This is a genomic window from Collinsella sp. HCP28S3_B9 (assembly GCF_052066095.1).
Classification (GTDB): domain Bacteria; phylum Actinomycetota; class Coriobacteriia; order Coriobacteriales; family Coriobacteriaceae; genus Collinsella.
On sequence record NZ_JBQHST010000021.1, the window covers coordinates 18,482 to 40,906 of the forward strand.

The 22,425-nt window shown below is 58.2% G+C and carries 16 protein-coding genes and 1 pseudogene; 10 read left to right on the forward strand and 7 right to left on the reverse strand.

Going from position 1 to position 22,425, the window contains the following annotated elements; all coding sequences use genetic code 11:
- Positions 1 to 64: 64 nt before the first annotated feature.
- The 4 genes from ACTNBB_RS06290 to ACTNBB_RS06305 all read right to left on the reverse strand — a co-directional run bounded on the left by ACTNBB_RS06290 (position 65) and on the right by ACTNBB_RS06305 (position 5,068).
- On the reverse strand, positions 65 to 1,408 hold the full coding sequence (locus ACTNBB_RS06290) for a histidine kinase (RefSeq protein ID WP_441057233.1): 1,344 nt from the start codon (positions 1,406 to 1,408) through the stop codon (positions 65 to 67).
- A complete protein-coding gene (locus ACTNBB_RS06295; RefSeq protein ID WP_441057231.1) occupies positions 1,405 to 2,592 on the reverse strand; it encodes a glycosyltransferase in 1,188 nt (395 codons plus the stop codon). Before ACTNBB_RS06295 ends, ACTNBB_RS06290 begins: the two co-directional genes overlap by 4 nt.
- Positions 2,593 to 2,762: 170 nt before the next feature.
- Positions 2,763 to 4,022, reverse strand: coding sequence for an MFS transporter (locus ACTNBB_RS06300; RefSeq protein ID WP_427728898.1), 1,260 nt, complete (start codon positions 4,020 to 4,022; stop codon positions 2,763 to 2,765).
- Positions 4,023 to 4,123: 101 nt separating this feature from the next.
- Positions 4,124 to 5,068, reverse strand: a complete 945-nt coding sequence (locus ACTNBB_RS06305; protein ID WP_441057229.1) for a zinc dependent phospholipase C family protein — start codon at positions 5,066 to 5,068, stop codon at positions 4,124 to 4,126.
- 265 nt (positions 5,069 to 5,333) lie between these two features.
- Here ACTNBB_RS06305 and ACTNBB_RS06310 point away from each other — a divergent pair, with 265 nt between their 5' ends.
- The 6 genes from ACTNBB_RS06310 to ACTNBB_RS06335 all read left to right on the forward strand — a co-directional run bounded on the left by ACTNBB_RS06310 (position 5,334) and on the right by ACTNBB_RS06335 (position 13,416).
- The gene (locus ACTNBB_RS06310) at positions 5,334 to 6,479 is read left to right on the forward strand and encodes a helix-turn-helix domain-containing protein (RefSeq protein ID WP_441057227.1); all 1,146 of its coding nucleotides are present in this window, start codon (positions 5,334 to 5,336) and stop codon (positions 6,477 to 6,479) included.
- A gap of 326 nt (positions 6,480 to 6,805) precedes the next feature.
- Positions 6,806 to 7,822: an ornithine carbamoyltransferase gene (gene argF / locus ACTNBB_RS06315; protein WP_441057225.1), complete on the forward strand. Its 1,017-nt coding sequence runs from the start codon at positions 6,806 to 6,808 to the stop codon at positions 7,820 to 7,822.
- Positions 7,823 to 7,895: 73 nt separating this feature from the next.
- A complete protein-coding gene (locus ACTNBB_RS06320; protein WP_441057223.1) occupies positions 7,896 to 9,413 on the forward strand; it encodes a YfcC family protein in 1,518 nt (505 codons plus the stop codon).
- Between the two features lie 106 nt (positions 9,414 to 9,519).
- Complete coding sequence (locus ACTNBB_RS06325; protein ID WP_441057221.1) at positions 9,520 to 10,377, forward strand: dimethylarginine dimethylaminohydrolase family protein; 858 nt, start codon at positions 9,520 to 9,522, stop codon at positions 10,375 to 10,377.
- 119 nt (positions 10,378 to 10,496) lie between these two features.
- Positions 10,497 to 11,504, forward strand: a complete 1,008-nt coding sequence (locus ACTNBB_RS06330) for an NAD(P)-dependent oxidoreductase (protein WP_441057219.1) — start codon at positions 10,497 to 10,499, stop codon at positions 11,502 to 11,504.
- A 433-nt stretch (positions 11,505 to 11,937) separates the two neighbouring features.
- Positions 11,938 to 13,416: a YfcC family protein gene (locus tag ACTNBB_RS06335; protein WP_441057217.1), complete on the forward strand. Its 1,479-nt coding sequence runs from the start codon at positions 11,938 to 11,940 to the stop codon at positions 13,414 to 13,416.
- Positions 13,417 to 13,491: 75 nt separating this feature from the next.
- On the opposite strand, the gene ACTNBB_RS06340 is transcribed toward ACTNBB_RS06335, so the two are convergent.
- Together ACTNBB_RS06340 and ACTNBB_RS06345 are read right to left on the reverse strand one after the other, a co-directional pair.
- The gene (locus ACTNBB_RS06340) at positions 13,492 to 14,769 is read right to left on the reverse strand and encodes an amidohydrolase family protein (RefSeq protein WP_441057215.1); all 1,278 of its coding nucleotides are present in this window, start codon (positions 14,767 to 14,769) and stop codon (positions 13,492 to 13,494) included.
- Between the two features lie 131 nt (positions 14,770 to 14,900).
- Positions 14,901 to 16,351: pseudogene (locus tag ACTNBB_RS06345) on the reverse strand (APC family permease).
- A 564-nt stretch (positions 16,352 to 16,915) separates the two neighbouring features.
- On the opposite strand from ACTNBB_RS06345, the gene ACTNBB_RS06350 reads away from it, so the two are divergent.
- Entirely contained in the window at positions 16,916 to 17,746 is an 831-nt protein-coding gene (locus tag ACTNBB_RS06350; protein WP_441057213.1) for a C39 family peptidase, read from the forward strand.
- 277 nt (positions 17,747 to 18,023) lie between these two features.
- Here ACTNBB_RS06350 and arcC read toward each other — a convergent pair whose 3' ends face one another.
- Positions 18,024 to 18,986: a carbamate kinase gene (gene arcC, locus ACTNBB_RS06355; RefSeq protein WP_006235166.1), complete on the reverse strand. Its 963-nt coding sequence runs from the start codon at positions 18,984 to 18,986 to the stop codon at positions 18,024 to 18,026.
- 602 nt (positions 18,987 to 19,588) lie between these two features.
- Here arcC and ACTNBB_RS06360 point away from each other — a divergent pair.
- From ACTNBB_RS06360 to ACTNBB_RS06370, 3 genes are all read left to right on the forward strand, one after another.
- On the forward strand, positions 19,589 to 20,005 hold the full coding sequence (locus ACTNBB_RS06360; RefSeq protein ID WP_154518619.1) for a DUF3830 family protein: 417 nt from the start codon (positions 19,589 to 19,591) through the stop codon (positions 20,003 to 20,005).
- Positions 20,006 to 20,007: 2 nt separating this feature from the next.
- The gene (locus tag ACTNBB_RS06365; protein ID WP_441071050.1) at positions 20,008 to 20,532 is read left to right on the forward strand and encodes a hypothetical protein; all 525 of its coding nucleotides are present in this window, start codon (positions 20,008 to 20,010) and stop codon (positions 20,530 to 20,532) included.
- 242 nt (positions 20,533 to 20,774) lie between these two features.
- Entirely contained in the window at positions 20,775 to 22,136 is a 1,362-nt protein-coding gene (locus tag ACTNBB_RS06370) for an ATP-binding protein (protein WP_441064199.1), read from the forward strand.
- Positions 22,137 to 22,425 lie beyond the last annotated feature (289 nt).

A 22,425-nucleotide genomic window follows, 5' to 3' on the forward strand; every position in this document is an offset into this window, starting at 1 on the left:
AACCTTTCGTCAACTAACTACGTCGGGCATACGCCAACCGGCGTTAAGCCCGTGACCAATTATTCTACTCTTGAATGTCGAAGATGCTCTCCGACAAATCGAGATGTAGGAGCACTTTAGCGCCCTTACCCGGCGCCGATTCGACGCGCGTATAGGAGTGCGGCCCATAAAAGCGATGAATGCGCTCCGAAATATTGTGCATGGCAACGCCGGCGCCGCCACCCTGCGGGGAGCTGGCGTCGGGACGGGCAGAGCGCTCGTCAAACAGTCTGGCAGCGATGCCCTCGTCCATGCCCACACCGTCATCGGCCACCGAAATCAAAATCGCATCGTCACCATCCCTGCGCACCGTCACGTCAATCTTCAGCGCACTGGCATCACCCATGCCGTGACGCACGGCGTTCTCGACAATCGGTTGGATCACAAATGCCGGGACCAGCGTGTCCTCGACGTCCTCGGACACGTCAAAGGTCGCCAGCACGCGATCCTCGCCAAAGCGCGCCTTCTCAAACGTCAGGTAGCGCTTGGTCTGTGCGACCTCGCGCGACACGGGAATGAGCGAGCCCGAATTGTCGAGCGTTGCGCGATAGAACGAGGAGAACTCGCGCAGCAGCTCGCGGGCGCGCAGCGGGTCGGTACGCGTAAACGATGCGATGGTGTTGAGCGTGTTGAACAGGAAGTGCGGGTTAATCTGCGCCTGCAGGGCACGCACCTCGGCACGGGCCGTGAGCTCCTTTTGCACCTCGAGCTCGTGAATGGCGAGCTGCGTGGACAGGATTTCGGCAAAACCCGAGGCGAGCGCATACTGGGTACGGTCGACGGCACGCAGGGTCTTGTAATAAAACTTGAGCGTGCCGACGGTGCGGTCGCCCACCTTGATGGGTGCGATGATGCCAGCGGGGACCTGGTTGTGTGAGCCATCCGAACCCACCACGTCCACCACGCGGTTGAACGACTGGACGATACCGTGTTCGATGACGTAGCGCGTGGCGAGCGTATGAATGGGAGAATTGGGCAGCAGCTTTTCCTCAAACTCGCCCGCGCAGGCCAGTACGTTGCTCTCGTCGGTAACGGCAACTGTCATGGCGCGTGTCTCGGGCAAAATGCGCTGGCACACCAGACGTGCTGACTCCTGCGTCAGACCGCCTTTAATGTCCTCGAGCATGGCCGAGGCCACCGAGAGCGTCTCCTCGGTGTACTGCGAGCGAACCGAATCGGGATTGAGCGTCAAAAAGATAAAGATACACAGGAAGATGCATAGCAGCGTACAGGCGACCACGGTCGCGATTGGCTCGATTCCAGTCGCCAGGGCAAAAACAAAGTACACCAGCACACAAATGGCGCAGGATACGGCAATGATGCGAAAGATTGACATTGAACTATCGCGCTGGGCGCGGCGGTCGATCATTCAGTCCCCTCCAGGATGCTGGTCAGCTGGGCGTCACGCCAGAGCTCATCCATAATCTTGGGCCAGAAGCTCTGGAAACGCAGGTAGCTTGCGGCGTTTTGGCGTGCGTAGGTCCTGGCCTCGTCAATACCGTGGCGCCAAATGCGTAGGTATCCCTCGTGCTCGCGGGTAAAAATGCTGCGGACCATGGCAGTCTTACGCACGCGATCGTCAAGCTCGCGCGAAATCCACGGGCCCGGATAGGGCATGAGAGACGCGGCTGTAACGGGAATGAGCTCTTTCTGATGCGCGGCAAACGTTAGCTTGGCACGTTCGTAGTACCAACGGTACACGTCCTGCATAAAGCGCGGCGAGCGTTTCTCGGACTCGGGCGGCAGATGGCGCACGGTCCACTCGTTATCAAACCATACGTCGTAGCCAAATATGCGCATATTAAAGAGGTAGTCCAGGTCCTCGCCACGAGTGATAAACGGGTCAAATGCCACGCGGGTAAAGGCGCGGGCATGGAGGGCCATAAGGCCGCCGCACACATAGTTTGAACGCGAAATACGGGTGCCCGAGAGCGCCTTTTTCATCCAGCGATTGAACTCAATACGCTTGGTCCACCAACGGTGGCAGATGCCCACCTTGTCCGTGGGGGCCAGCGGCGATCCGTCTCGATCGTAAAAGTAGCCGCTCTTAACCAAGATCGGCAGGCCCTGACGCGTCTGCTGCCCCAACGCGTAAGTCGCGCGTTTCATAAAGTCGGCATCGATGACAGTCTCGTCGTCATCCAAAAAGATGACGGCATCGTGACCCAGCACGGCGGCACAGGCAAGTCCCATATTGCGGATGGCGCCATAGCCGCGCAGGCTCACGCATTCTCCCGAACCCTTGGGCGCAATCTGCGCTACGCGGTCGGCGATACGCGATGCCTGGGTATTGGTGACTACGGTAACTTTGAGCGTAGGGTGCGCGTCGACGATTTCGCGTACACGCTTCGACACATCCGCCGTGGCCGAGATGGGACAGACCACCAAAAGGATGATTCGCGGAATATCGCGTACCTGCTCGAGCGAAGCAAGACAGTGATCGAGCTCGGGATTGGTGGCGTTGAGCTTCGTCGAGTGGTCATAGACACCGGGAGCGTTTGCATGGGCATCATCGCCCGCCCAATATGTTGGAATCACAACCGTGGCGTTCATGCCTTCCCTCCCTGCAACACAAAAACGAGGCGCCGCCAAACACAGGCGACGCCCCGCGACCTAGCTGATTCCATCATACCCACTTGGGCAAATCATTGCTCGCAAGTCGCAATGTTTATTGCGGATAACCCCAAAAGAGTACCGCGGACAGGCACAATAGCCGCTCGCTCCTATGCGGCATGCTCTGCCGCTCGAGTCATGCGAGACAGGCGGGCCAGCAGCATAAAGCCAACGACCAGCAGCACAGCAATGGAAAGAACGCCCAGCGACGGGTTGCCGGTCAGCGAGGTGACGACCGACACCAGAAAGGTGCCCATAACGCTTGCATAGCGCCCAAAGATGTCAAAGAAGCCGTAGTACTCGTTGGACTTTTCCTTGGGGATGATGCGGCCAAAGTAGCTACGGCTGAGTGCCTGCACGCCACCCTGGAACAGGCCGACCATAATGGCAAGCACCCAGAATTCAAAGGCGGTCTTGAGGAAAAACGCGGCGAACAGCACAATGCCCATGTAGGCGGCGACCGCCACCAGGATCATGTTGAGCGTGCCCACGCGTCCGGCGAGCTTGCCGTAGATGATGGCGGACGGAAAGGCCACGAACTGTGTAACGAGCAGGGCCAGTACCAGCTGGGTCGAGTCGATGCCCAGAGCCGAACCGTAGCTGGTTGCCATGGAAATGACCGTGTGCACACCGTCGATGTAGAAGAAGAACGCGATCATGTAGACCAGCACGGTCTTGTTGTGGGCGATCTCGCGCATGGTGTGTACGACTTCGGAGAACACGCCGCCCACGATGTGGCCGATGGTGTCCTCGGGACCGCGCTCGCGACCGTACTTTTGCTTATAGGTGCGAATGAGCGGCAGGGTAAAGATGAGCCACCAGGCGCCAGTGATGACAAACGACAGACGCGTTGCCAGCATGGTGGGGACGCCAAGAGCGGGACCACCCATGATAAGCGCCAGGCAGATGATGAACGGCACGGTGGAACCGATGTAGCCCCAGGCATAGCCCGAGCTGGACACGGCGTCCATGCGCTCGTCGGTGGTAATGTCGGGCAGCATGGCGTCATAGAACGTCATAGAAGAGTTAAGGCCGATGGTGCACAGCACGTACACGGCCAAAAATGCCATGGCGGACATTGGGATAGCCTGCGCCAGGCAAAGCACCAAGCCCGTGAGGAAGAAGCCCAAGAAGAACTTGATCTTGTTGCCGGCGTAATCGGCAAGCGCGCCCAGAATGGGCATGAGCATGGCAATGACCAGCGAGGCAATCGTCTGCGCGCTACCCCAAGCGACTACCAGGTCGGCCGAGGAAGCACCGGTATTGATGGCGTTAAAGTAGATGGGCACCACCGAAGTGTTGAGCAACACGAGGGCCGAATTGCCCACATCGTACATAACCCAGTTACGCTCGAGCTTGGTGTATTTCATGGACAGGGACCCTTCGTATTCGCCCGATATGCAGTCAGTTCATCGTACCCCAATTGCACAGAGGCACCGGTAAGGATTCGGCAAAGGGACACGCACGAACCCTACTCCTCGCGGTCGAACTCTTCGTCAGCGCCGAGTACGCGACCGCTGTAATTGACGTGGTTGGTCACGGCCTCCATATCGCCGGTCTCGATAAAGCGGGTGACCGTGCACTCGTAATCGACCAGCGCGCGGTCAAAGACCTCGGGGAAGCTCTCGTTCGAGACCTCATCGGTAAAGGGATTCTTCCACGTCAGATGGCCCAGATTGCCGGTGCGCTCGGGCGGCTCGGTCGTCACGCGGTGAGCAAGGCCATCGAGCAGGGAGTAGTCGTGTACTAGGCCCTCGACCAAGGCAATTGCACGCGTCTTGGCCGAGCCCGCCGGTTCAATGGCGCGATAGAGCAGCTGCATGTCGGCAACGGCGGCACCGTACTCCCCCGCTGGGATATCGATACCGTACACACGCCCGGCAACATAGCTCATCAGCACGCCGGCCACGCGATTGATGCGGTCGGTGGTGACGATCTCGCCCGCCGGCGGATAGTCCTCGACCGTGGCCCCGTCGCGCTTGAGCTGCAGCATCAACACGTCCAGGTCACTTTCGAGCACCGCATGGACCTGGCTGCCCGAATCCTCCAGCTCGGGATCGGACTCGACAATGCCAAACTGCTGCTCGTAGACAAAGGGGTGCGCATTACGGTCGAGAACGTAGTGCGACAGCAGGCCCAGCGCAAAGGCGCGGCCCAAGTTGGCATCGCGCGGGAGCAGATGGGACACGCCGTCGCGCAGGCACGAGAACTGGCGCGACATGCGCGAGCGATGCATGGCCTGCGCCAGCAGCGTGCAGTCGGAAACGCGCGGCGTCAGGATGTGGAAGAAAAACGGATCGGGACCCTGGTTGCCCAGGATAAAGGCAATGCGTTCCTCGTCGGACGTAATGACGCCCTGCGGCAGATGATCGATGCTTTCCTCGCCAAACAGATGATGCGTAATAAGCGCAGGCATAATGATCCTTTCGATTTCATTCGATGTCACCCATTATGCCCACCGCGCGCCCATGCCAAACCTGCGTCGGCAAACGATGGCATGCGGACTGCAGCCAGTCTTTTCCACTGCCCACGCCTTCTCCACTGCGGCCCCGATGTGGAGCAGGGGTTATCGTTTAATATCAACATGTGCACCTCGCACCCAATTCCCGTCATACTATCTAATGAACAGGCAGCGCTTGCCTCGCATCCATTAAACAGCCTCACGTCGCACGGAGACACCCATGATTACAGTCGCCGATATTTTGGCCCTACCGGCATTTGAGCAAATCAACCTAGTCGCGCCTATCAAAGACGCCGGAGAACACCGCGTCTACAACGTCGGCATCCTAGATTGCCCTCCCTCGATCAACGGCTACGACGCGTACATGCCCGGCGAGTTCATCCTCACCAATCTAGGCTTTTGCTACGATGACCCCGCCCTCTCCGACGCGTCGCTCATTGCCATGATCGAGCGGCGCGTCGCAGCCATTGCGGTCAAACGCGTGTACTCGCCTTGCTTCACCGATGCAGTCGCCCGAGCAAGTGTGCGTATGGGTGTCCCGGTGTACCTCTATTCCGGTGCTTACCACGAACGCGTCGCTTTCGAATCGCTCAATCTCCTTCAACGCGATCTTGACGCATCTGACAAAAGCGATGCCGTTGATCAGTTCTTGGTGGGAAGATCGAAGTCTCAAGTACGGCAAGAAATCAACAAACTGGCAGGTCTTACCGGCTCGACGATGCGTTGCATCGCCATCTCGGCTGAAAAGGATGACCGATGCTCACTGTACGCAATTCAAGATACACTTAACGATTTTCTCAACTCGTTTCGTCAGCGGCACGAAGAGGTCCAAAACGCTTGCGCATTTCGATACCACGACGCACTACTGGTTTTTGTCTCGTACGCTATCGATGAACAGCATGATGACATCTTCCATGACCTGGAGAATGCGATTCGAGGCGTTGGCGTCAACTATTATGGCGTGGGCGACCTAGTACCCTTGGGCGAGGCTGATATCTCTATTCGCCAGGCAACTATCCTGCTCAACGAAGCCCATCTGCGTGGAACACGCAGACTCGAGTGGTCGGACCTGTCAATGGACGCCTTCTCGTACGCGGCTCAGACCAACCCCATGTTCGAGCGCACCGCACGGGGCTTCCGTAGCCGTATCGAAAAATATGACGCACAAAACTCTACCGAACTAGTCCAGACGGCACGCGCCTTTGTGCACTGCAGCGGCGATATCGTCGACACCGCTAAGCACCTGCATCAACACCCCAACACCGTCCGATACCGTCTGCGGCGTATTCGCACACTCCTCGACATGAGCGACTCACGCGATCGCGAGTTACTCGTCTTCCTTTCGCTTGCATTCCTCAACAGATAAAACAAGCTGAGCCAAATCGTTATATCTCACAAAATGACTCTGAATATGCCTAAATGATTGGCCATACAAGTCCTCAATCGCTCCTAAAACCTGTTCATTTGTAAATAGTGACAAATAGACCCCTAGAAGACTTTGAGTTGGCACCAAAGACGCGACATCTTGGCGCTCCTAGACTTTGAGTCATGGATTCGACGTGCCGCTGCACCGGCACCCGATAACAGGTATCGATGCCCCAACCGGGGCGAACGAAACGCCTGACCTGTCTGGAGGGGCCCGCGCGGGCGTCCGTCGGGGATAGGGCAAGAACCGATGAAAGGGGACAAACTATGACTGAATCGGTTTTCCAGGGTCGCCACCTGCTCTCCACGAGGGACTACACCAAGGACGAGCTGATGTGGCTCATCGGCTTCGCCGAGCACCTCAAGGACCTCAAGAAGCGCAACATCCCGCACCGCTACCTCGAGGGCAAGAACGTCGCGCTCCTCTTCGAGAAGACCTCCACGCGCACCCGCGCCGCCTTCACCACCGCCTGCATCGACCTGGGCGCCCATCCGGAGTACCTGGGCAAGGGCGACATCCAGCTGGGCAAGAAGGAGACAGTCCTCGACACCGCCAAGGTGCTCGGCTCCATGTTCGACGCCATCGAGTTCCGCGGCTTCAAGCAGGATCACGTCGAACAGCTCGCCAAGTATTCCGGCGTCCCTGTGTGGAACGGCCTCACCGACCGCGAACACCCCACCCAGATGCTGGCCGACTTCATGACCATCAAGGAGCACTTCGGCGAGCTCGAGGGCCTCACGCTCGCCTACTGCGGCCAGGGTCGCAACAACGTCCAGAACTCTCTCATGATCACCTCCGCCATTCTGGGCGTGAACTACGTCAACGCCACACCCAAGGAGCTCGAGCCCGACCCCGAGATCGTCGCCCTCGCGCAGGAGTTCGCCGCCGAGTCCGGCGCCACCATCCGCGTCACCAACGACCCCGTGGACGCCGTCCGCGGCGCCGACGCCGTCTATACCAACGTCTGGGCGGCCATGGGCGAGGAGTCCCAGTTCGCTGAGCGCGTCCGCCTGATGTCCCCGTTCCAGGTCAACGCCGAGCTCGTCTCCCACATCGAGAACCCCGACTGGATCTTCCTGCACTGCCTCCCGGCCTTCCACAACGCCGAGACCGAGTACGCCGCCAAGATCAAGGAGGAGCACGGCATCGAGGCGATGGAGTGCACCGACGACGTGATCTACAGCGAGCACTCCCGCTGCTTCGAGGAGGCCGAGAACCGCATGCACACCATCAAGGCCATCATGGCCGCGACCCTCGGCAACCTCTATATCCCGCGCGTCTAGCCGCGCCACGGACCGACCGCACGCCGCGACCCGCCCCCTCCGGGCCGCGGCGCCTCATGTAAGGAAACACACCATGGCTGAAGAAATTAAGGAAAAGACGGCGAAGAAGAAATTCCAGATGCCGAACACGTACGTGATCCTGTTCGCCGTCATCGCCTTCATCGCCCTCCTGACCTGGTTCGTCCCCGGCGGAGCCTACGAGCTCTCCGAGGGCGGCGATGCCATCGCCGGCACCTACCACGTGGTCGAGAGCAACCCCCAGGGCCTCTGGGACATCTTCATGGCACCCATCACCGGCATGCTCGGTGGCGGCACAGTCTCCGGCGCCATTTCCATCTCCCTCACCATCATGCTGTTCGGCAGCTTGCTCGAGATGATGGATCGCACTTGCGCCCTCAAGACGGCCATTAAGCGCATCACCATAGCCAATCAGAACAACATGCATGCGCTCATCGCCATCCTCGTTATCCTAATGGCCTTCTTCGGCACACTCGAAGGCGCCTATGAGGAAGGCATCGTCTACTTCCTGATGTTCGTGCCCGTCATCCTGGCACTCGGCCTCGATACGGTCACCGCGATCATGATTGTCGTCCTCGGCACCCAGATCGGCTGCCTCTCCTCGATCATCAACCCGTTCTCCACGGGTATCGCATCGGGCATCGCCGGCATCTCCCCCGGCGAGGGCATGATTCCCCGCATCGCGATGTTCATCATCTTCACCGGCCTTGTCATCCTTCTCATCTGCCGCTATGCCGACAAGATCAAGGCGCATCCCGAGAAGTCCGTCCAGTTCTTCCGCCGCGAGCAGGACCTCAAGGAGTTCCCCGCCGCCGACGACGAGGACCTCACCCTCACTGGTCGTCAGAAGGGCGCGCTCGTACTGTTCGTACTCACCTTCGCTTTTATGATTGTCGGCTTGACTCCCTGGACCTCTCTCAATCCCGAGTGGACATTCTTCGAGGACTTTACCGCCTGGATCGCCGCCACCCCGGTCCTGCGCAACATCCTGGGCACCGACATCACCGCCTTCGGGAATTGGTACTTCCCCGAACTCTCGATGATCACCCTGATCATGGTCATCCTTATCGGCGTGGTTATGCGCTATGACGCCGACGCCATCATCGACACGATTCTCAAGGGCGCTTCCGGCCTGGTCTCCACCGCCTTCGTCGTGCCGCTGGCCCGCGGCATCCAAGTCGTCATGGACAACGGCCAGATCACCCCGTCCATCCTCAACATGTGCGAGAACGCGCTTGCCTCCCTGCCGCCCTTCGCCTTCGTCGTCGTCGCCCTGGTCTGCTACTTCCTCATCGCCTGCCTGATCCCCAGCTCCACCGGTCTGGCCGCCGCCACCATGGGCATCATGGGCACGCTGTCCACCTTCGCCGGCGTCGACGTCTACATCATGGTCATCATCTACCTCATGGCGCTCGGCCTGGCCAAGATGATCACCCCGTGCTCCATCGTCGTCATGACGTGCACGGCCGCGGCGCACATGAGCTACGGCGACTGGGTCAAGAAGATCGCCCCCATCGTCGCCATCCTGTTCGCCGCCTGCTGCGCCTTCCTCTGCGTCCTCGTGATGCTCTAGGCGCCCTCCCCCGCGGGGATTCTCGCGCGGCGGGCAAGCCCCTCCGTTTTTCCCGCCGCGCGCATTCCACCTAAGGTATGTAAGGTCTTACAGAAAGGAACCTGCCATGTCTGAAGAGAAAATCTACGTCTCCAACGCCACCAATCCGCTCAAAAAGGTCATGATGTGCTCGCCGAAGTACTACACCTTCAACGGCATCAACGTCATCACTTCCGAGTGGATGAAGAAGGGCGACACCGAGCAAAACGACATCATGGTCAAGGAATGGCAGATGCTCGTTGACGCCTACAAGGATAACGGCATCGAGGTCGTCGAGGTCGAAGCTAACCCCAAGTACGAGGTCATGACCTTTGCCCGCGACTACGGCTGCATGATCAAGGAAGGCGCCGTCATGGGCCACTTCCGTCATCCGGTCCGCCAGATCGAGGCCCAGTCCTATGAGGCAAAGCTCAAGGAGATGGGTGTCCCCATCGTCGCCCGCGTTAACGCAGGCTGCATGGAGGGTGGCGACTTCTGGATGATCGATGAGCATACGCTCGCCTGGGGCATGGTCGATCGTACCGATGAACAGGGAGTCGCCAGCCTCCGCCATCAGCTCGAGAAGTTTGGCTATACCGTCGTTGGCGTTCCCTGCCCGCCCGACAACCTGCACCTCGACATGATCTTTAACATCGTCGCCCCCCAAGTTGCACTCGCCTGCATTGACCAGCTGCCCTATAACTTCCTGCAGATGCTCAAGCGCCGCGGCTTTGAGCTCATCCCCGTCGCCAGTGAGGATATGTACAAGCACGGCTGCAACGTCCAGTGCATCGGCAACAACAAGGTCATCGCCATCGAGAAGAACAAGCACATCAACGACAAGATGCGCGCCCTGGGCATCGAGGTCATCGACGTGCCGCTCGACCAGATTCTGCACGCCGGTGGCGGTCCGCACTGCCTGACCCAGCCGATCGAGCGTCCGTAGTCCGAACGTTTCGCCTGGACAGTTTGTCCGAGCCTCTCATGGGGCGCCGCTCTGCTGGATTCCGGCGCAGCGGCGCCCCTTTTTACCCACAAGCCCCTCAAAGGGGAAAGGAAACACCCATGAAGATCCTGATCAGCGATTATGCCGAGAGCATGATGCCCCAGCACGACCTCGAGACTGAGACCCTCAAATCCCATCTGGGTGAGGATATCGATGTTGAGGTCTACGCGTATACCGACGAGGCGCGCGAGGAGTTTTATGAGCACCTTGCCGACGCCGACGCCCTGCTCACTGCGTTCATCAAGGTAGACAAGGAAGCGTTCGAGCACGCCCCCAAGCTTAAAGTTATCGCCATTAACGCAACCGGCTACGACAACGTCGACATGGACGAGGCTACCGCGCGCGGCGTCGGAGTCTGCCCCGTCGGCGAGTACTGCACCTGGGATGTTTCCGAAAGCGCCATCGCCTACATGTATGCCCTCAACAAGAACTTTAAGTTCTACATCGGGCAGATCGAGCAAGAGCATCGCTGGGACTACGCGGCGGCGCCCGAAGTCCCTCGCCTAGAAGACCAAACGCTCGGCATCTTTGGCTTTGGAAAAATCGGCAAGTGCACCGCCCGCAAAGCCAAGGGCCTCGTCAAGCGCATTGTGTCCAACGACCCGTTTATCGATCAGGATCTCTTTGAGCAAAACGGTGTTGAACAGGCAGAAATCGATGAGGTATTGGCCGAGGCCGACATCATCATCAATCATATGAACCTCAACGAGACGAACTACCATTACTTTGATGCCGAGAAGTTCGCCAAGATGAAGAAAAAGCCGATCGTGATCAATCTGGGCCGTGGCCTCTGCATGGACGAGCCCGCTCTTATCGAGGCGCTCGACTCGGGCCAGATTCGCGCATTTGGCGCCGATGTGCTCTACGACGAGACCCCCGACCTTGCCAATCATCCGCTCGTCGGCCGCGACAACGTGATTATCACGCCGCACTCCGCGTTCTATTCGTCTTCATCGTTGCGCGACCTCATGATCTTCCCGTGCAACAACATCGGTCATTTCCTAAAGGGTGAAAAGGACCAGCTTTTCAAGCTGGTTAACGACGTTCCCGTCGCAAACGTGCTGTAGGAGTCCAAACGGTTTCCAAAACATGTGGCCCAACGGGATGAAGGTCTGACCTTCATCCCGTTTTATTGCTCCCCCCTATCGCTAAAGCGACATACAGTCACCACAAACCTAAATAGCAGGGGCCACAAGACCAACAGCAAAGGGATCTTTAGGGGATAGTCCTTTAAAGTACCTGCATATATATTGCAATAACGTATATCGCATTGTACGTTTACCGATAGGTCGGCTCGTTTGCGGAATACATGCCGCCAAAGACGTTCTCACATACTCCCCAGATGATATCATTGATATGTGATGCACGTATTATTAAACGCATCGCTTCCCCGACATGAAGGGTGCAGCCTTCAAGTCGACAACAGAGTCAAGACCTCACCACTAAATTTAGAGGCGCATCCCCCTCGCGGGGACGTGTTTCGTCGTGAAGGAGCTCGGTATGTTCGATAAGGCTGCCGCATCTGGCAAAGAGCGCAAGCCACGCCAGATGCCATCATCTTTTACCATCCTCTTTGGCTGCCTGCTGCTCGTGGCCATCGCCTCGTGGGTCGTTTCGTCATTTAGTCCCGATGTGCAGGCTGCAACGCTTGGCAACTTTATGGCCTCCCCCTTCTTGGGCTTCGAGAGCGCCATGCAGGTCTGCGTGTTCATTCTTGTGCTCGGCGGTTTTTTGGGCGTCGTCCAAAAAACGGGCGCACTCGACACCGGCATCGCCGTGCTCGTCCGCAGGCTGGGCAGCAACGACCTGTTGCTCGTCCCCGTTCTCATGCTCGCTTTTGGCATCTGCGGATCCACATACGGCATGCTCGAGGAATCCGTCCCCTTCTACCTGCTCCTGGCATCGGTCACGTTTGCCATGGGCTGGGATCCGCTCGTAGGATGCATGGTCGTCCTGATGGGCTGCGGCCTTGGCGTTTTGGGGTCGACGGTCAACCCGTTTTCGACCGGACTCGCACTCGATGCTCTCAAGGCGGCCGGCATCCCCTATGACCAGGGACTCATGATCGGTATCGGCCTGGCAATGTTCGCCATTGCCGAGATTTCGGGCATCATTTTTGTCATGCGGTATGCCAAGCGCGTTCGCGCCGACCGCGCCGCCTCATCGCTCACCCCCGAGGAATGGAAGACCGCAGAACGCCTCTACGGCGATAAGGGCGGCGATTCCGCCGAGGACACGCACGTCGAGCTTTCCAAGATTCAAAAGCGCGTTCTTGTTCTCTTCGCCCTCACGTTTGTCGTCATGATTATCGGCTTTATTCCGTGGCAGACGTTCGGAGTTGGCCTATTTGATATCGGCGCCACAGGCGATGACCTCAGCACCGCATGGAGCGCGCTTTTGACCGGCCTGCCGCTTGGCCAGTGGTACTTTACCGAATGCGGCATCTGGTTCTTCACGATGACGATCATCATCGGCAAGGTTGCCGGCATGCAGGAGAAAGAGCTCGTCGATACTATCCTTCATGGCTGTGCCGACCTGGTTTCCGTCGCGCTCGTCGTCGCCGTTGCCCGCGGCGTCTCCGTACTCATGTCCATCACCGGACTCGACGTGTGGATCCTCACCAACGCCGCCAACGCGCTCGCCGGCGTATCCGCCGCAGTGTTCGCGCCGCTCTCGTACGCCCTGTACTTTGCGTTATCCTTCTTGATCCCCTCGAGCACCGGCATGGCAACCGTTTCCATGCCCATCATGGGACCGTTGGCGGCATCGCTGGGCTTTGCCCCCGAAGCCATGATCGCAATCTACCTCGCCACACATGGTGTCGTAGCCATGATTACTCCCACTTGTGGATCCATCATGGCCGGTCTCGAGCTTGCTCAGGTAAGCTACGCAACTTACATCAAGACGGCCGCCAAATACATGGCCTTGCTTACCGTGATTACCGTTTCGTTTGTCACCGTTCTAATGCTCGTTTTGTAATCGCCAGGTACATTGCATATCGCATCTTTAGAAAGGGGCTCACAGAGCCCCTTTCTCTTAGCTCGATGATGAACTCTAGGCGCTGTACTTGTTTGGCTTGCCGAAGGTGCCGGCCTCGACAATCCAGCCGTCCTTCATGATGACGTCCATGTTATCGGTGTTGAGCACGTGGATGTCGGCGGCGACGTCACCGTTGACGACCAGCAGGTCGGCGCACTTGCCGGCCTCGATGGAACCGGTCTCGTCCTCGATGTGGCACATCTTGGCACCGTTGAGGGTGGCGCAGGTGATGGTCTCGACCGGGGTGAAGCCGATCTTGTCGACGAACTCGTACATCTCCTCGATGGAGCAGGTGCCGTACGGGGTGACGAAGGAGAAGGAGTCAGAGCCGATCGTCATGACGACGCCGCGCTTCTTGGCCTCGCGCAGGCAGTCATAGTTGCGCTGCAGCTCCTTCTCGACCAGGGTACCCTCGTACTTGTCGTGCAGCTCGGGGACATAGACGGGAGGATAGGTGGCGTACCAGGTGGGCAGGAAGGCGATCGTCGGGGTGAAGAAGGTGCCCTGCTCGGCCATGAGGTCCATGGTGCGCTCATCGATATCGAAGCCGTGAATCAACTGCTCGCAGCCAAAGCGAACGGAATCGTAGGCGGCGGCATGGTTGTTGTAGCAGTGGCTCCACACGGGGATACCGACCATCTTGGCCTCTTCGACCACGGCCTGGATCTCCTCGGAGCAATAGTGCTGGTCGCGACCGGAGTCCCAGCGCCAGATGCCGCCACCGGTAGCCCAGATCTTGATGGCATCGGGGTTCTCGCGCAGGCGACGACGGACGGCCTTGCGCAGATCCCAAGGACCGTCGACCTGGTCGCCCCAGGGATGGGATTCCTTGTTGAGCTCCTGGGTGCAGTGGTGGGAGTCACCGTGACCGGCAACACGGCAGAAGCCGAGGCCGGTGGCCAGAACGCGCGGGCCCTTAAAGACGCCCTTGTCGATGCAGTCGCGAATCTGGATACCAAAGCGGCCGATCTCGCAGACGGTGGTGAGGCCGCGGGTGAGGCAGTCGTAGGCCTGCTTGACGGCGACGGCCTGCTTCTCGAGGAGCGGCTGCATGACCCAATCGGTATCATCGTCGGTCAGGTTGCCCGAGAAGTGCAGGTGGGTGTCGATCAGGCCGGGAAGGACAGTCTTGCCGGCGGCGTCGATAACCTCAACGCCCTCGGGAAGGTCCTGCATAACACCGGCGTACTCGATCTTGCCGTTGTCGTCGACGAGAACGAGGGAGTTCTCGACCGGCTCGGCACCGGTACCGTCGATGAGCTTGCCGCCAACGATTGCATACTTAGTGGACATGGTTCCTCCTTATGGATCCATATAGTGGGTGAGGCCGTGTTGGGTTAAGGCCTCACAAAGCTACCCAAGTGATGCCGGATTCGGTACGCGGGAGAGAGGGCACCGCGCACCCAATCCGCCCCGGTTAGGCGTTACTTTTTACGGGAATTGGTGAAAGCCATGAGAGCCAGGCCAATAGCCAACCAGCCGATCACGATGCTCCACTCCACCATGTTGAGGGAGGCGGGAGAGAACGGAATCACGAGCAGGCCGATGATGATGGCGCAGGCAGCGATGGCGAGACAGATGCCAAACTTGCCGCCGGGTACCTCGTAGGGACGAGGTAGGTCGGGCTCGGTGAGGCGCATGCGCAGGCAGGCAAGAGCGACCATGCCGCAAGAGAAGATGAAGGCGAGAGCCGACACATTGGTCAGAGGGATGAGCATGTTCTTGCCCAGGAACGGACCGACGACGGTGATGATGGCCAGAACGACGCAGGCGAGCTTGGGAGCGCCGGAATTGGGATCGACCTCGGCAAACTTCTCGGGCAGCTGGCCCTTGCGGCCCATGGCGAGCATAATGCGGCTCGTGGCGCCGTAGAAGGAGTTCATCGGGCCCATGGGTCCAAGCGTGGCGATGACGAGCATGGCCAGGTACAGGAGCATGTTGATGCCCTTAAGACAGGCAAGCGCGGGAACGGGGCTCTTAACAAACTCATGCCAGTCAAGGATAGTGCGAAACAGTAAATGCAGACCATGTAGAAGCCGCCGGCGGCCAGCAGGGCCAGGGAGATGATCTTGCCGAACTTGTTCCAGTTAAGGCCCTCGGCTGCTTCCTCAGCCTGCTGAGGAATGGTGTCGAAACCGGCGTAGAAGAACGGGGTCAGAACCAGGACCGACACGATACCGGCGAACAGGCTGGTGCCCTCGGTGGCGGCCTTACCGCCGCCAGCACCGGCGACCTGGGAGAACACAGGCATGGCGTTGTTCGGCGAGCCGGTGAACAGCGAGACGCCCATGGCGAGTAGCATGCCGCAGAGCAGGGCCTTGGTCAGGAAGGCTTGGAGCTTGGCGGCCGAGCTGGCACCGCGGAAATTGAGGAAGATGACGTAGACTGCAAAGCCGAGCGCGATCAGCGTCGGGAACAGGTAAACGTCGGCGCCCAGGATGGTGTAGAGCTTGACGGCGCGCAGCCACTCAAGACCGGGCAGGCTACCGAACATCTCGGACACGAGAGTCGAAATGGCAATGGCCTCCCACGGGCATAGGATGCCGTTGCCCAGGGCCAGGAGCCAACCGGTAATGTAGCTCAGTGTACGGCCAAAGCTACGATCGACATACTCGACGATGCCGCCCGAGATGGGGATAGCAGCCGTAAGTTCACCGAAAACAGCTCCGACGGGCACGAGGAAGATTGCACCCAAGAGGAATGCGATCATAGCGGGAACGGGACCGCCGCCCACGACCATCCAGTCGCCGACCTGCAGAACCCAACCGGTACCGATGATGGCACCGAAACCGATGGTGAAGAAGTTCCAGAGCGAAAGCGTTTTCTTCATGCCGCCGGTATCCTCGACTGCAACTTCTGCGTTCTTGTCCGCCATTGTTCCCCTCCTTTCCTTTCTGACGCCCCTTGGCGTCACCCCTTGCACGGCCTGTTTTGCCGCGCACTTTTATTTCATGGCTTTAAGATACGGCCCTGGCACGGCAACGCCACTCGTAGCTCGACCGAAGGCAGAACTGCAAAACGAGCGGCGCCGTTTTTGGGACGAACGGCACGGTTTGCCGCTCATTGCTGCCGCCCGCCCGACGGGCGTACGTTCATCGAACGCATAGAGAGATGTTTTTGAAGCCGTGTGTTTTGCGCCTTTCGTACCGTTTACCGAGCTTTCGACGCGCAGACCCATTTGTTGCACATCTTTTTTGTAGGATAGACAGGTTATACATGAGACAAGGCGGTACGAATGGCATACGGATATAACGACGGTGATCAACGGCGACAAAGCGTTCGCCTTGCTGGCCGTACCACGCCGACGCCCAGAAGTGCCACGAGCAGCAATCCGCAACGCCCTCAAGAGCAACCCAGGCCTTCGTCTCGGCAGCAGACAAGCAGAACGCGGCAGAGTGGCCGTCCGAGCATAGGCACAAGCGCGCAGCAAGATAGCCGCTTGGGCGCGCGCACTCGACAGCGTCAGGCCGAGGTTCCGCAGCTGCGCCGCAACGGCGTACGTCAGCCCGGCATCCATATCAACCGCTTCTTTTCGCATCCCCAAGGCGGACGCAACGGCAAGCCTTACCGCTCGACATCGCACGTGAATGCCCCCGCCCTGCCGGCTCGTCGACTTCGCCTCGCACTGTGCTCTATCCTCACCTGTCTGGTCTTTGTGTTTATGAGCTCCTGTATGTCCCACGGCTTGGCCGGTCTCGAGCCCACCGCCGAGGACAAGCTGCTCAAGGCCCCCGTCGCGCCCGGTTATTCTTTCGCCTTTTCGACCCCGCGCTCGCAATGGCAAGCCGGCACGATGCCCCATGTCTATCAGATCGACCCTGCGTGGTCGGAGCTGCCTTACGCCGGCGGCACCATCCGCCAAAATGCCTGCGGGCCTACGTGCCTCACCATGGTCTACATCTTTAAGACGGGACGCACCGATATGACGCCGGTCGATATGTGCGCCCTTTCCGAGGCGGGCAACTATGCCCCCACCGGTGCCACCGAGTGGTCGTTTATGACGAGCGGCGCCGCGCAGCTGGGGCTTAACGGGACGCAGCTCTACAACGACCGAGACTCGATGGTCCAGGCCTTGCGCTCGGGTGCTCCCGTAATCGCCGTCGTGCGTCCCGGCACGTTTACCAACGTGGGTCATTACATCGTCCTCTACGGCATTGACGACGCCGACCAAATCGGTGTCTACGATCCCAATTCGCCCAGCCGTAGCGCCCGCCGTTGGGGCATCGTAGAAGTCCTCAACGAAATCGAAGCCATGTGGGCCTACTACTAGTCATTGGGGACAGACTTAAATGACCAGCCATTAAATGACTAGCCACTGGGGACGTCTTTGCAGAGGACCGCTCGCGCTGTCGAAAAGGACTGTCCCAAGATGCCGGCAGAAAAGGAACGTCCCCAAGTGCCGGGTTTCCGCGGTCTTCAGCGCTTCTCATGAACAGTCACCTCAATAACAAAAGCCCCGCAGTCGGAGCGGACTGCGGGGCTCATGAAGAGAGGCTAGTTTGTGGTCGCTTTGCCTGGCGCCCACAAGAGAGGCAACAGAGTAGAGACTACTCGTGGATGCGGGTACCGGAGAGGCCGGCCATGGTCTCGGCGGCCTTGTCCAGGGCGCCGATAATGCAGGTGCGGCCCTTGCGGGAACGGGCAAACTTGATGGCAGCGCGGACCTTGGGCTCCATGGAACCCTTACCGAACTGGCCCTCGTCGGCCAGGCGCTCGGCCTCGTCGGCGGTGAGGTCCTCGAGCTCCTCCTGGTTGGGCTTGCCAAAGTTGATGGCGACATGCTCAACGGCGGTCAGCAGGAACAGAACGTCGGCGTCGCAGTCCTCGGCCAGCAGCTCGCCGCCCAGGTCCTTGTCGATGACGGCGGGAACGCCCTTGTAGCAACCCTTGTTCTCGTAGTCGCGGACGACGGGAATGCCGCCGCCACCGCAGGCGATGACGATGAACTCGTTGTCGAGCAGGTTGAGGATGGAGTCGGCCTCTACGATCTTCTTGGGATCGGGGGAGGCGACGACGCGGCGCCAGCCGCGGCCGGAATCCTCGACGAAGACCTTGGAGGGATCCTCGGCCATGAACTCCTTGGCCTGCTCCTCGGTGTAGAAGGGGCCGATCGGCTTGGTCGGGTTCTTGAACGCGGGATCGTCGGGATCGCACTCGATCTGGGTGACGACGGTGGCGGCGTGCCAACGCTTATAGCGCTTGTGCATCTCGCGGCCGATGCCCTGCTGCAGGTGATAACCAATGTAGCCCTGGGACATGGCGCCGCACTCGGGCAGCGGCATCTCGGGGGTGCCGATGGCGTCGTGGGCGGCGGCGAAGGCATTCTGGATCATGCCGACCTGCGGGCCGTTGCCGTGGGTGATGATGATCTCGTTACCCTGCTCGATGAGACCAAGGAGTGCGTGGGCGGTGTTGCTCACGGCCTCGATCTGCTCGACGGGGTTGTTGCCGAGGGCGTTGCCGCCAAGGGCGACGACAATACGATCGGGCTTGCCAAGAGGCTTAGACATTGCTGGAATCCTTTCTGTAAAAGGCCTACATCCCATTAATAACCCACGTCCGTGCAATACGCGAGTTTATTAAGGTTTATATTCTCTTTATCGCTCATTTTATTCATTTTGAAAACAGTTGAACGGTGAACGGTCGTTTTTACCCGTTCAGCGTAAAGATGCCCAGCTCAAGCATATCTAAGCTATTTACGTGCTACTTTATTTTGATAGAGCAGGGATTAGACCAGATTATGCAAACTATATCTTTGCTAAACACAAAACAGACAGCGCAATATCTTACTCGCACTATACGAGATTCTATGCATTTATAAGACGAGTATGCAGCCCTGCAATAACATGGCGTTTTTCATCCAGCATAAGGAATAGACAAGTGTTCATACCGCGCGTCGGCCGGTAGCCGGCGAGCCGTCTCGTCGATTGCCGCTTCCAGAAATTCAAAAACTGATATTGCGCGCGCAATTGCGGCATGGTACTTTAGCGAGGAACAGCACGGGCTGGGGCGACAGAGATCTGTCGTGAAGTTTGGGTTCGGCGACCCCGCTGCTGTCTTCTCCTTATCCGCCAGCGAACCCCTTGAGCGACGGATTGAGGAGGTCCTTACTATGACAAAAATGCTCAAGATCACGCTAAATGGCGAGACGTTTCTCGCCGACATGCTCTGGGACAAGGCTCCCGAGGCATGCAAGCTGTTCGAATCGTCCTGTCCGGTCGAGTCACGTATCTTTTCGGCCAAGATCTGCGATGCCGAGGTAACCTATCCCGTATCGGGCCCCATCGCCAATTACGAGCACATCGAGAACCCCGTCTTTCACGAGCCGGCGGGCGCCGTGAGCTGGTATGGCGGCTGGTCGTCAATTTGCATCTTCTTTGACGTGTGCGAGCCCTTTGGCACCTGCAACATGTTCGCCCGCATCTGCGAAGCCGACCGCGAGCGTTTTGCCGCCGCCTGCCGCAATGTCTGGGACAACCAGGGCATGTACATTAAAAACGAAATCGTCGAGATCGAAACGGAGGCCTAAAGATGATGGATATCAACACCCTGCTCACACTCGACCTTGCCGAGTACACCACTGCACTTGAGGCCCTCGCCGACCAAATGATGCTCGAGGAACCGCGCGATATCGACTACATGCGCCGCCGCAAGCTCGACACAGGCCGCGAATTCGCCGTCTGGAACTTCACCGTCGGCTACTGTATGAACGCCGCCGACGCCCTCTCCCTCTTGCGTGCCCAGGCCAACGAAAACGCCAACGACGGCACCGCCGACCTCGCAACAATCAACAACAGTGCCGCGCGCCTGTGCGACTGGTTCTCGGGCGCCTTTGACGTCACCGGCAAAATGAATGACACTACGGCAATCCTCGCCCACAGCCGCGACCTCTACGCCCAGGTAGAGACTCACGAACAGTTCGCGGCCCTCACCCGTGCCACTGAGCGCTATCTGGTCCAGCTCCAATTTTGGGTCGACCGCCAGATTCCCTGGCCGGCTATTAGCGACCTCGTCCACGGCTACCGCCTACGCACAGAGAGCGGCGAGACAAGGTAAAAACAGCCAGGTAGCACCAACATAGTCCCACCACGGGACCCAAAGTAAGAATCAGAGGGCTGGAGACGCACGCAACAGCGTCCCCAGCCCCTTCGCAAAGTAGAGCGCTGTTTCAGTGGCTTTGAGACCTTATCGGACCTTTGCTATCTTCCAATTTTTGTATATTTACGACGTTATTATCTGCCAATTTTTGTATGATTTTAGGCGACTCTATCTGTCAATTTTTGTCATTTGGGGGTTTAATGCTACGCCGTAAGGTCACTGATAGGCTTTTGAGCTGGAAGAATAACTCCAATAAGGCATTACTTGTTACTGGTGCGCGTCAGATCGGCAAGAGCTATGCGATTCGCGCGTTTGGAAAAAGCAACTACGCTTCGTATTTTGAGGTCAATTTACTACTCGATATCGAAGCAAGGAATGCACTTGTTGGCGCAAAGAACTCCGTTGACTTTATCAACCGCGTAGCCCTTCTTGCGGATGCGCCGCTTGTTGAGGGCGATACGCTTGTCTTTGTCGATGAGATTCAGGAGTATCCGCAGATCGTTACACTCATGAAGGCGTTGGTCGAGGATGGGCGCTTTAGCTATGTCTTCTCGGGGTCTATGCTTGGGACTGAGTTTAAGGGGATCTCTTCTTTTCCGGTGGGGTATGTAGAGCACATTGTTATGCGCCCGATGGATTTTGAAGAGTTTTGTTGGGCAAACAGCGTTAGCGAGAATGTGCTTGCAGGCATTCGCAGCTGCCTTGTCGAGAAACATCCTGTCGAAAACTATATTCATGAGGCGATGCTCAAGAACTATAGAGCTTATATCGTTTGCGGCGGCATGCCGGAGGTCGTTCAGAATTATATTGATTCGGGTTATTCGCTCGTGAGCACACGTGAGCTTCAAACTCAGTTGGTCGATCAGTACAAAAGCGATATCTCAAAATATGCATCGACTCGAGCGTTTAACGTTCGGTCGATTTTTGAGCAAATTCCCGTTCAGCTTGAGGCGGAGTCTCATCGCTTTGTTGTTTCGTCTCTGGGTGAGGGAGCTCGCCTTAAAAAATATGAGCAGGATTTCCTGTGGCTTGTTAACGCAGGTGTTGGATTGATGGTCGCCAGGGTGACGGAGCCACGGAGTCCTCTCAAGAGGACGGAGAAAACGACAGCCTTCAAACTATACGAGTCTGATACAGGCATGCTCGCATCGCGATACCCCGGTAGCACTGCACGCGCTGTCTATCTTGATATGAAAACTCCCAACCTTGGTGGTCTCTATGAGAACGTGGTCGCGCAGGAACTCGTTGCCCTCGGGGCGGATGCATGGTACTACCAAACGCGTGAGGTCGGTGAAGTTGACTTTGTGATCGAAGGCGCCCACGGGCATGTTGTCCCAATCGAGGTCAAATCGGGCAAGAAAGTTCGAGCGCATGCGGCCCTCGATCGTCTGATGAGTGTAGGCGAGTACAAAATTCCCGAGGCCGTTGTACTGAGCCACGAGAATCTCAGCAAAGAGGGCAAGGTTCTGTACGTTCCAATCTACATGACGTTTTGTCTCGATGAGTTTATGGAAAAGGATGACCCCAATAACGATTTCTCGTTCGCACCCATATCTCTCTAGCCATTTGAATCCGCAATCCAGCCCCGCCCACGCATCAATGCATTTCCCAAGGTGCTGCGCGTTTCGCGGCAAAGCCGCGAAAAAGCAAAGGGATAAGAAGCGGCAACAGCCAAATCCTCCATCCATCCCCAAAGTAGCGCGACTTTCGCGGCAAAGCCGCGAAACAGCGAAAGGGGCAGGTACCGTCAAGATTCTTTCGCAAATTGATTTAGCCGTCTCCGGCCCCGTCCTCTTCTAGCCCTCCGTCTTTCCCCTCAGCTCGTCCATCTCCTCCAGCTTCGACATGTCC

What these genes read in the sequence shown, in the direction of transcription:
- ACTNBB_RS06290 (WP_441057233.1), bottom strand. Translation starts at nt 1,408, where the DNA reads ATGATCGACCGCCGCGCCCAGCGCGATAGTTCAATGTCAATCTTTCGC.
- ACTNBB_RS06295 (WP_441057231.1), bottom strand. Translation starts at nt 2,592, where the DNA reads ATGAACGCCACGGTTGTGATTCCAACATATTGGGCGGGCGATGATGCC.
- ACTNBB_RS06300 (WP_427728898.1), bottom strand. Translation starts at nt 4,022, where the DNA reads ATGAAATACACCAAGCTCGAGCGTAACTGGGTTATGTACGATGTGGGC.
- ACTNBB_RS06305 (WP_441057229.1), bottom strand. Translation starts at nt 5,068, where the DNA reads ATGCCTGCGCTTATTACGCATCATCTGTTTGGCGAGGAAAGCATCGAT.
- ACTNBB_RS06310 (WP_441057227.1), top strand. Translation starts at nt 5,334, where the DNA reads ATGATTACAGTCGCCGATATTTTGGCCCTACCGGCATTTGAGCAAATC.
- argF (WP_441057225.1), top strand. Translation starts at nt 6,806, where the DNA reads ATGACTGAATCGGTTTTCCAGGGTCGCCACCTGCTCTCCACGAGGGAC.
- ACTNBB_RS06320 (WP_441057223.1), top strand. Translation starts at nt 7,896, where the DNA reads ATGGCTGAAGAAATTAAGGAAAAGACGGCGAAGAAGAAATTCCAGATG.
- ACTNBB_RS06325 (WP_441057221.1), top strand. Translation starts at nt 9,520, where the DNA reads ATGTCTGAAGAGAAAATCTACGTCTCCAACGCCACCAATCCGCTCAAA.
- ACTNBB_RS06330 (WP_441057219.1), top strand. Translation starts at nt 10,497, where the DNA reads ATGAAGATCCTGATCAGCGATTATGCCGAGAGCATGATGCCCCAGCAC.
- ACTNBB_RS06335 (WP_441057217.1), top strand. Translation starts at nt 11,938, where the DNA reads ATGTTCGATAAGGCTGCCGCATCTGGCAAAGAGCGCAAGCCACGCCAG.
- ACTNBB_RS06340 (WP_441057215.1), bottom strand. Translation starts at nt 14,769, where the DNA reads ATGTCCACTAAGTATGCAATCGTTGGCGGCAAGCTCATCGACGGTACC.
- arcC (WP_006235166.1), bottom strand. Translation starts at nt 18,986, where the DNA reads ATGTCTAAGCCTCTTGGCAAGCCCGATCGTATTGTCGTCGCCCTTGGC.
- ACTNBB_RS06360 (WP_154518619.1), top strand. Translation starts at nt 19,589, where the DNA reads ATGACAAAAATGCTCAAGATCACGCTAAATGGCGAGACGTTTCTCGCC.
- ACTNBB_RS06365 (WP_441071050.1), top strand. Translation starts at nt 20,008, where the DNA reads ATGATGGATATCAACACCCTGCTCACACTCGACCTTGCCGAGTACACC.
- ACTNBB_RS06370 (WP_441064199.1), top strand. Translation starts at nt 20,775, where the DNA reads ATGCTACGCCGTAAGGTCACTGATAGGCTTTTGAGCTGGAAGAATAAC.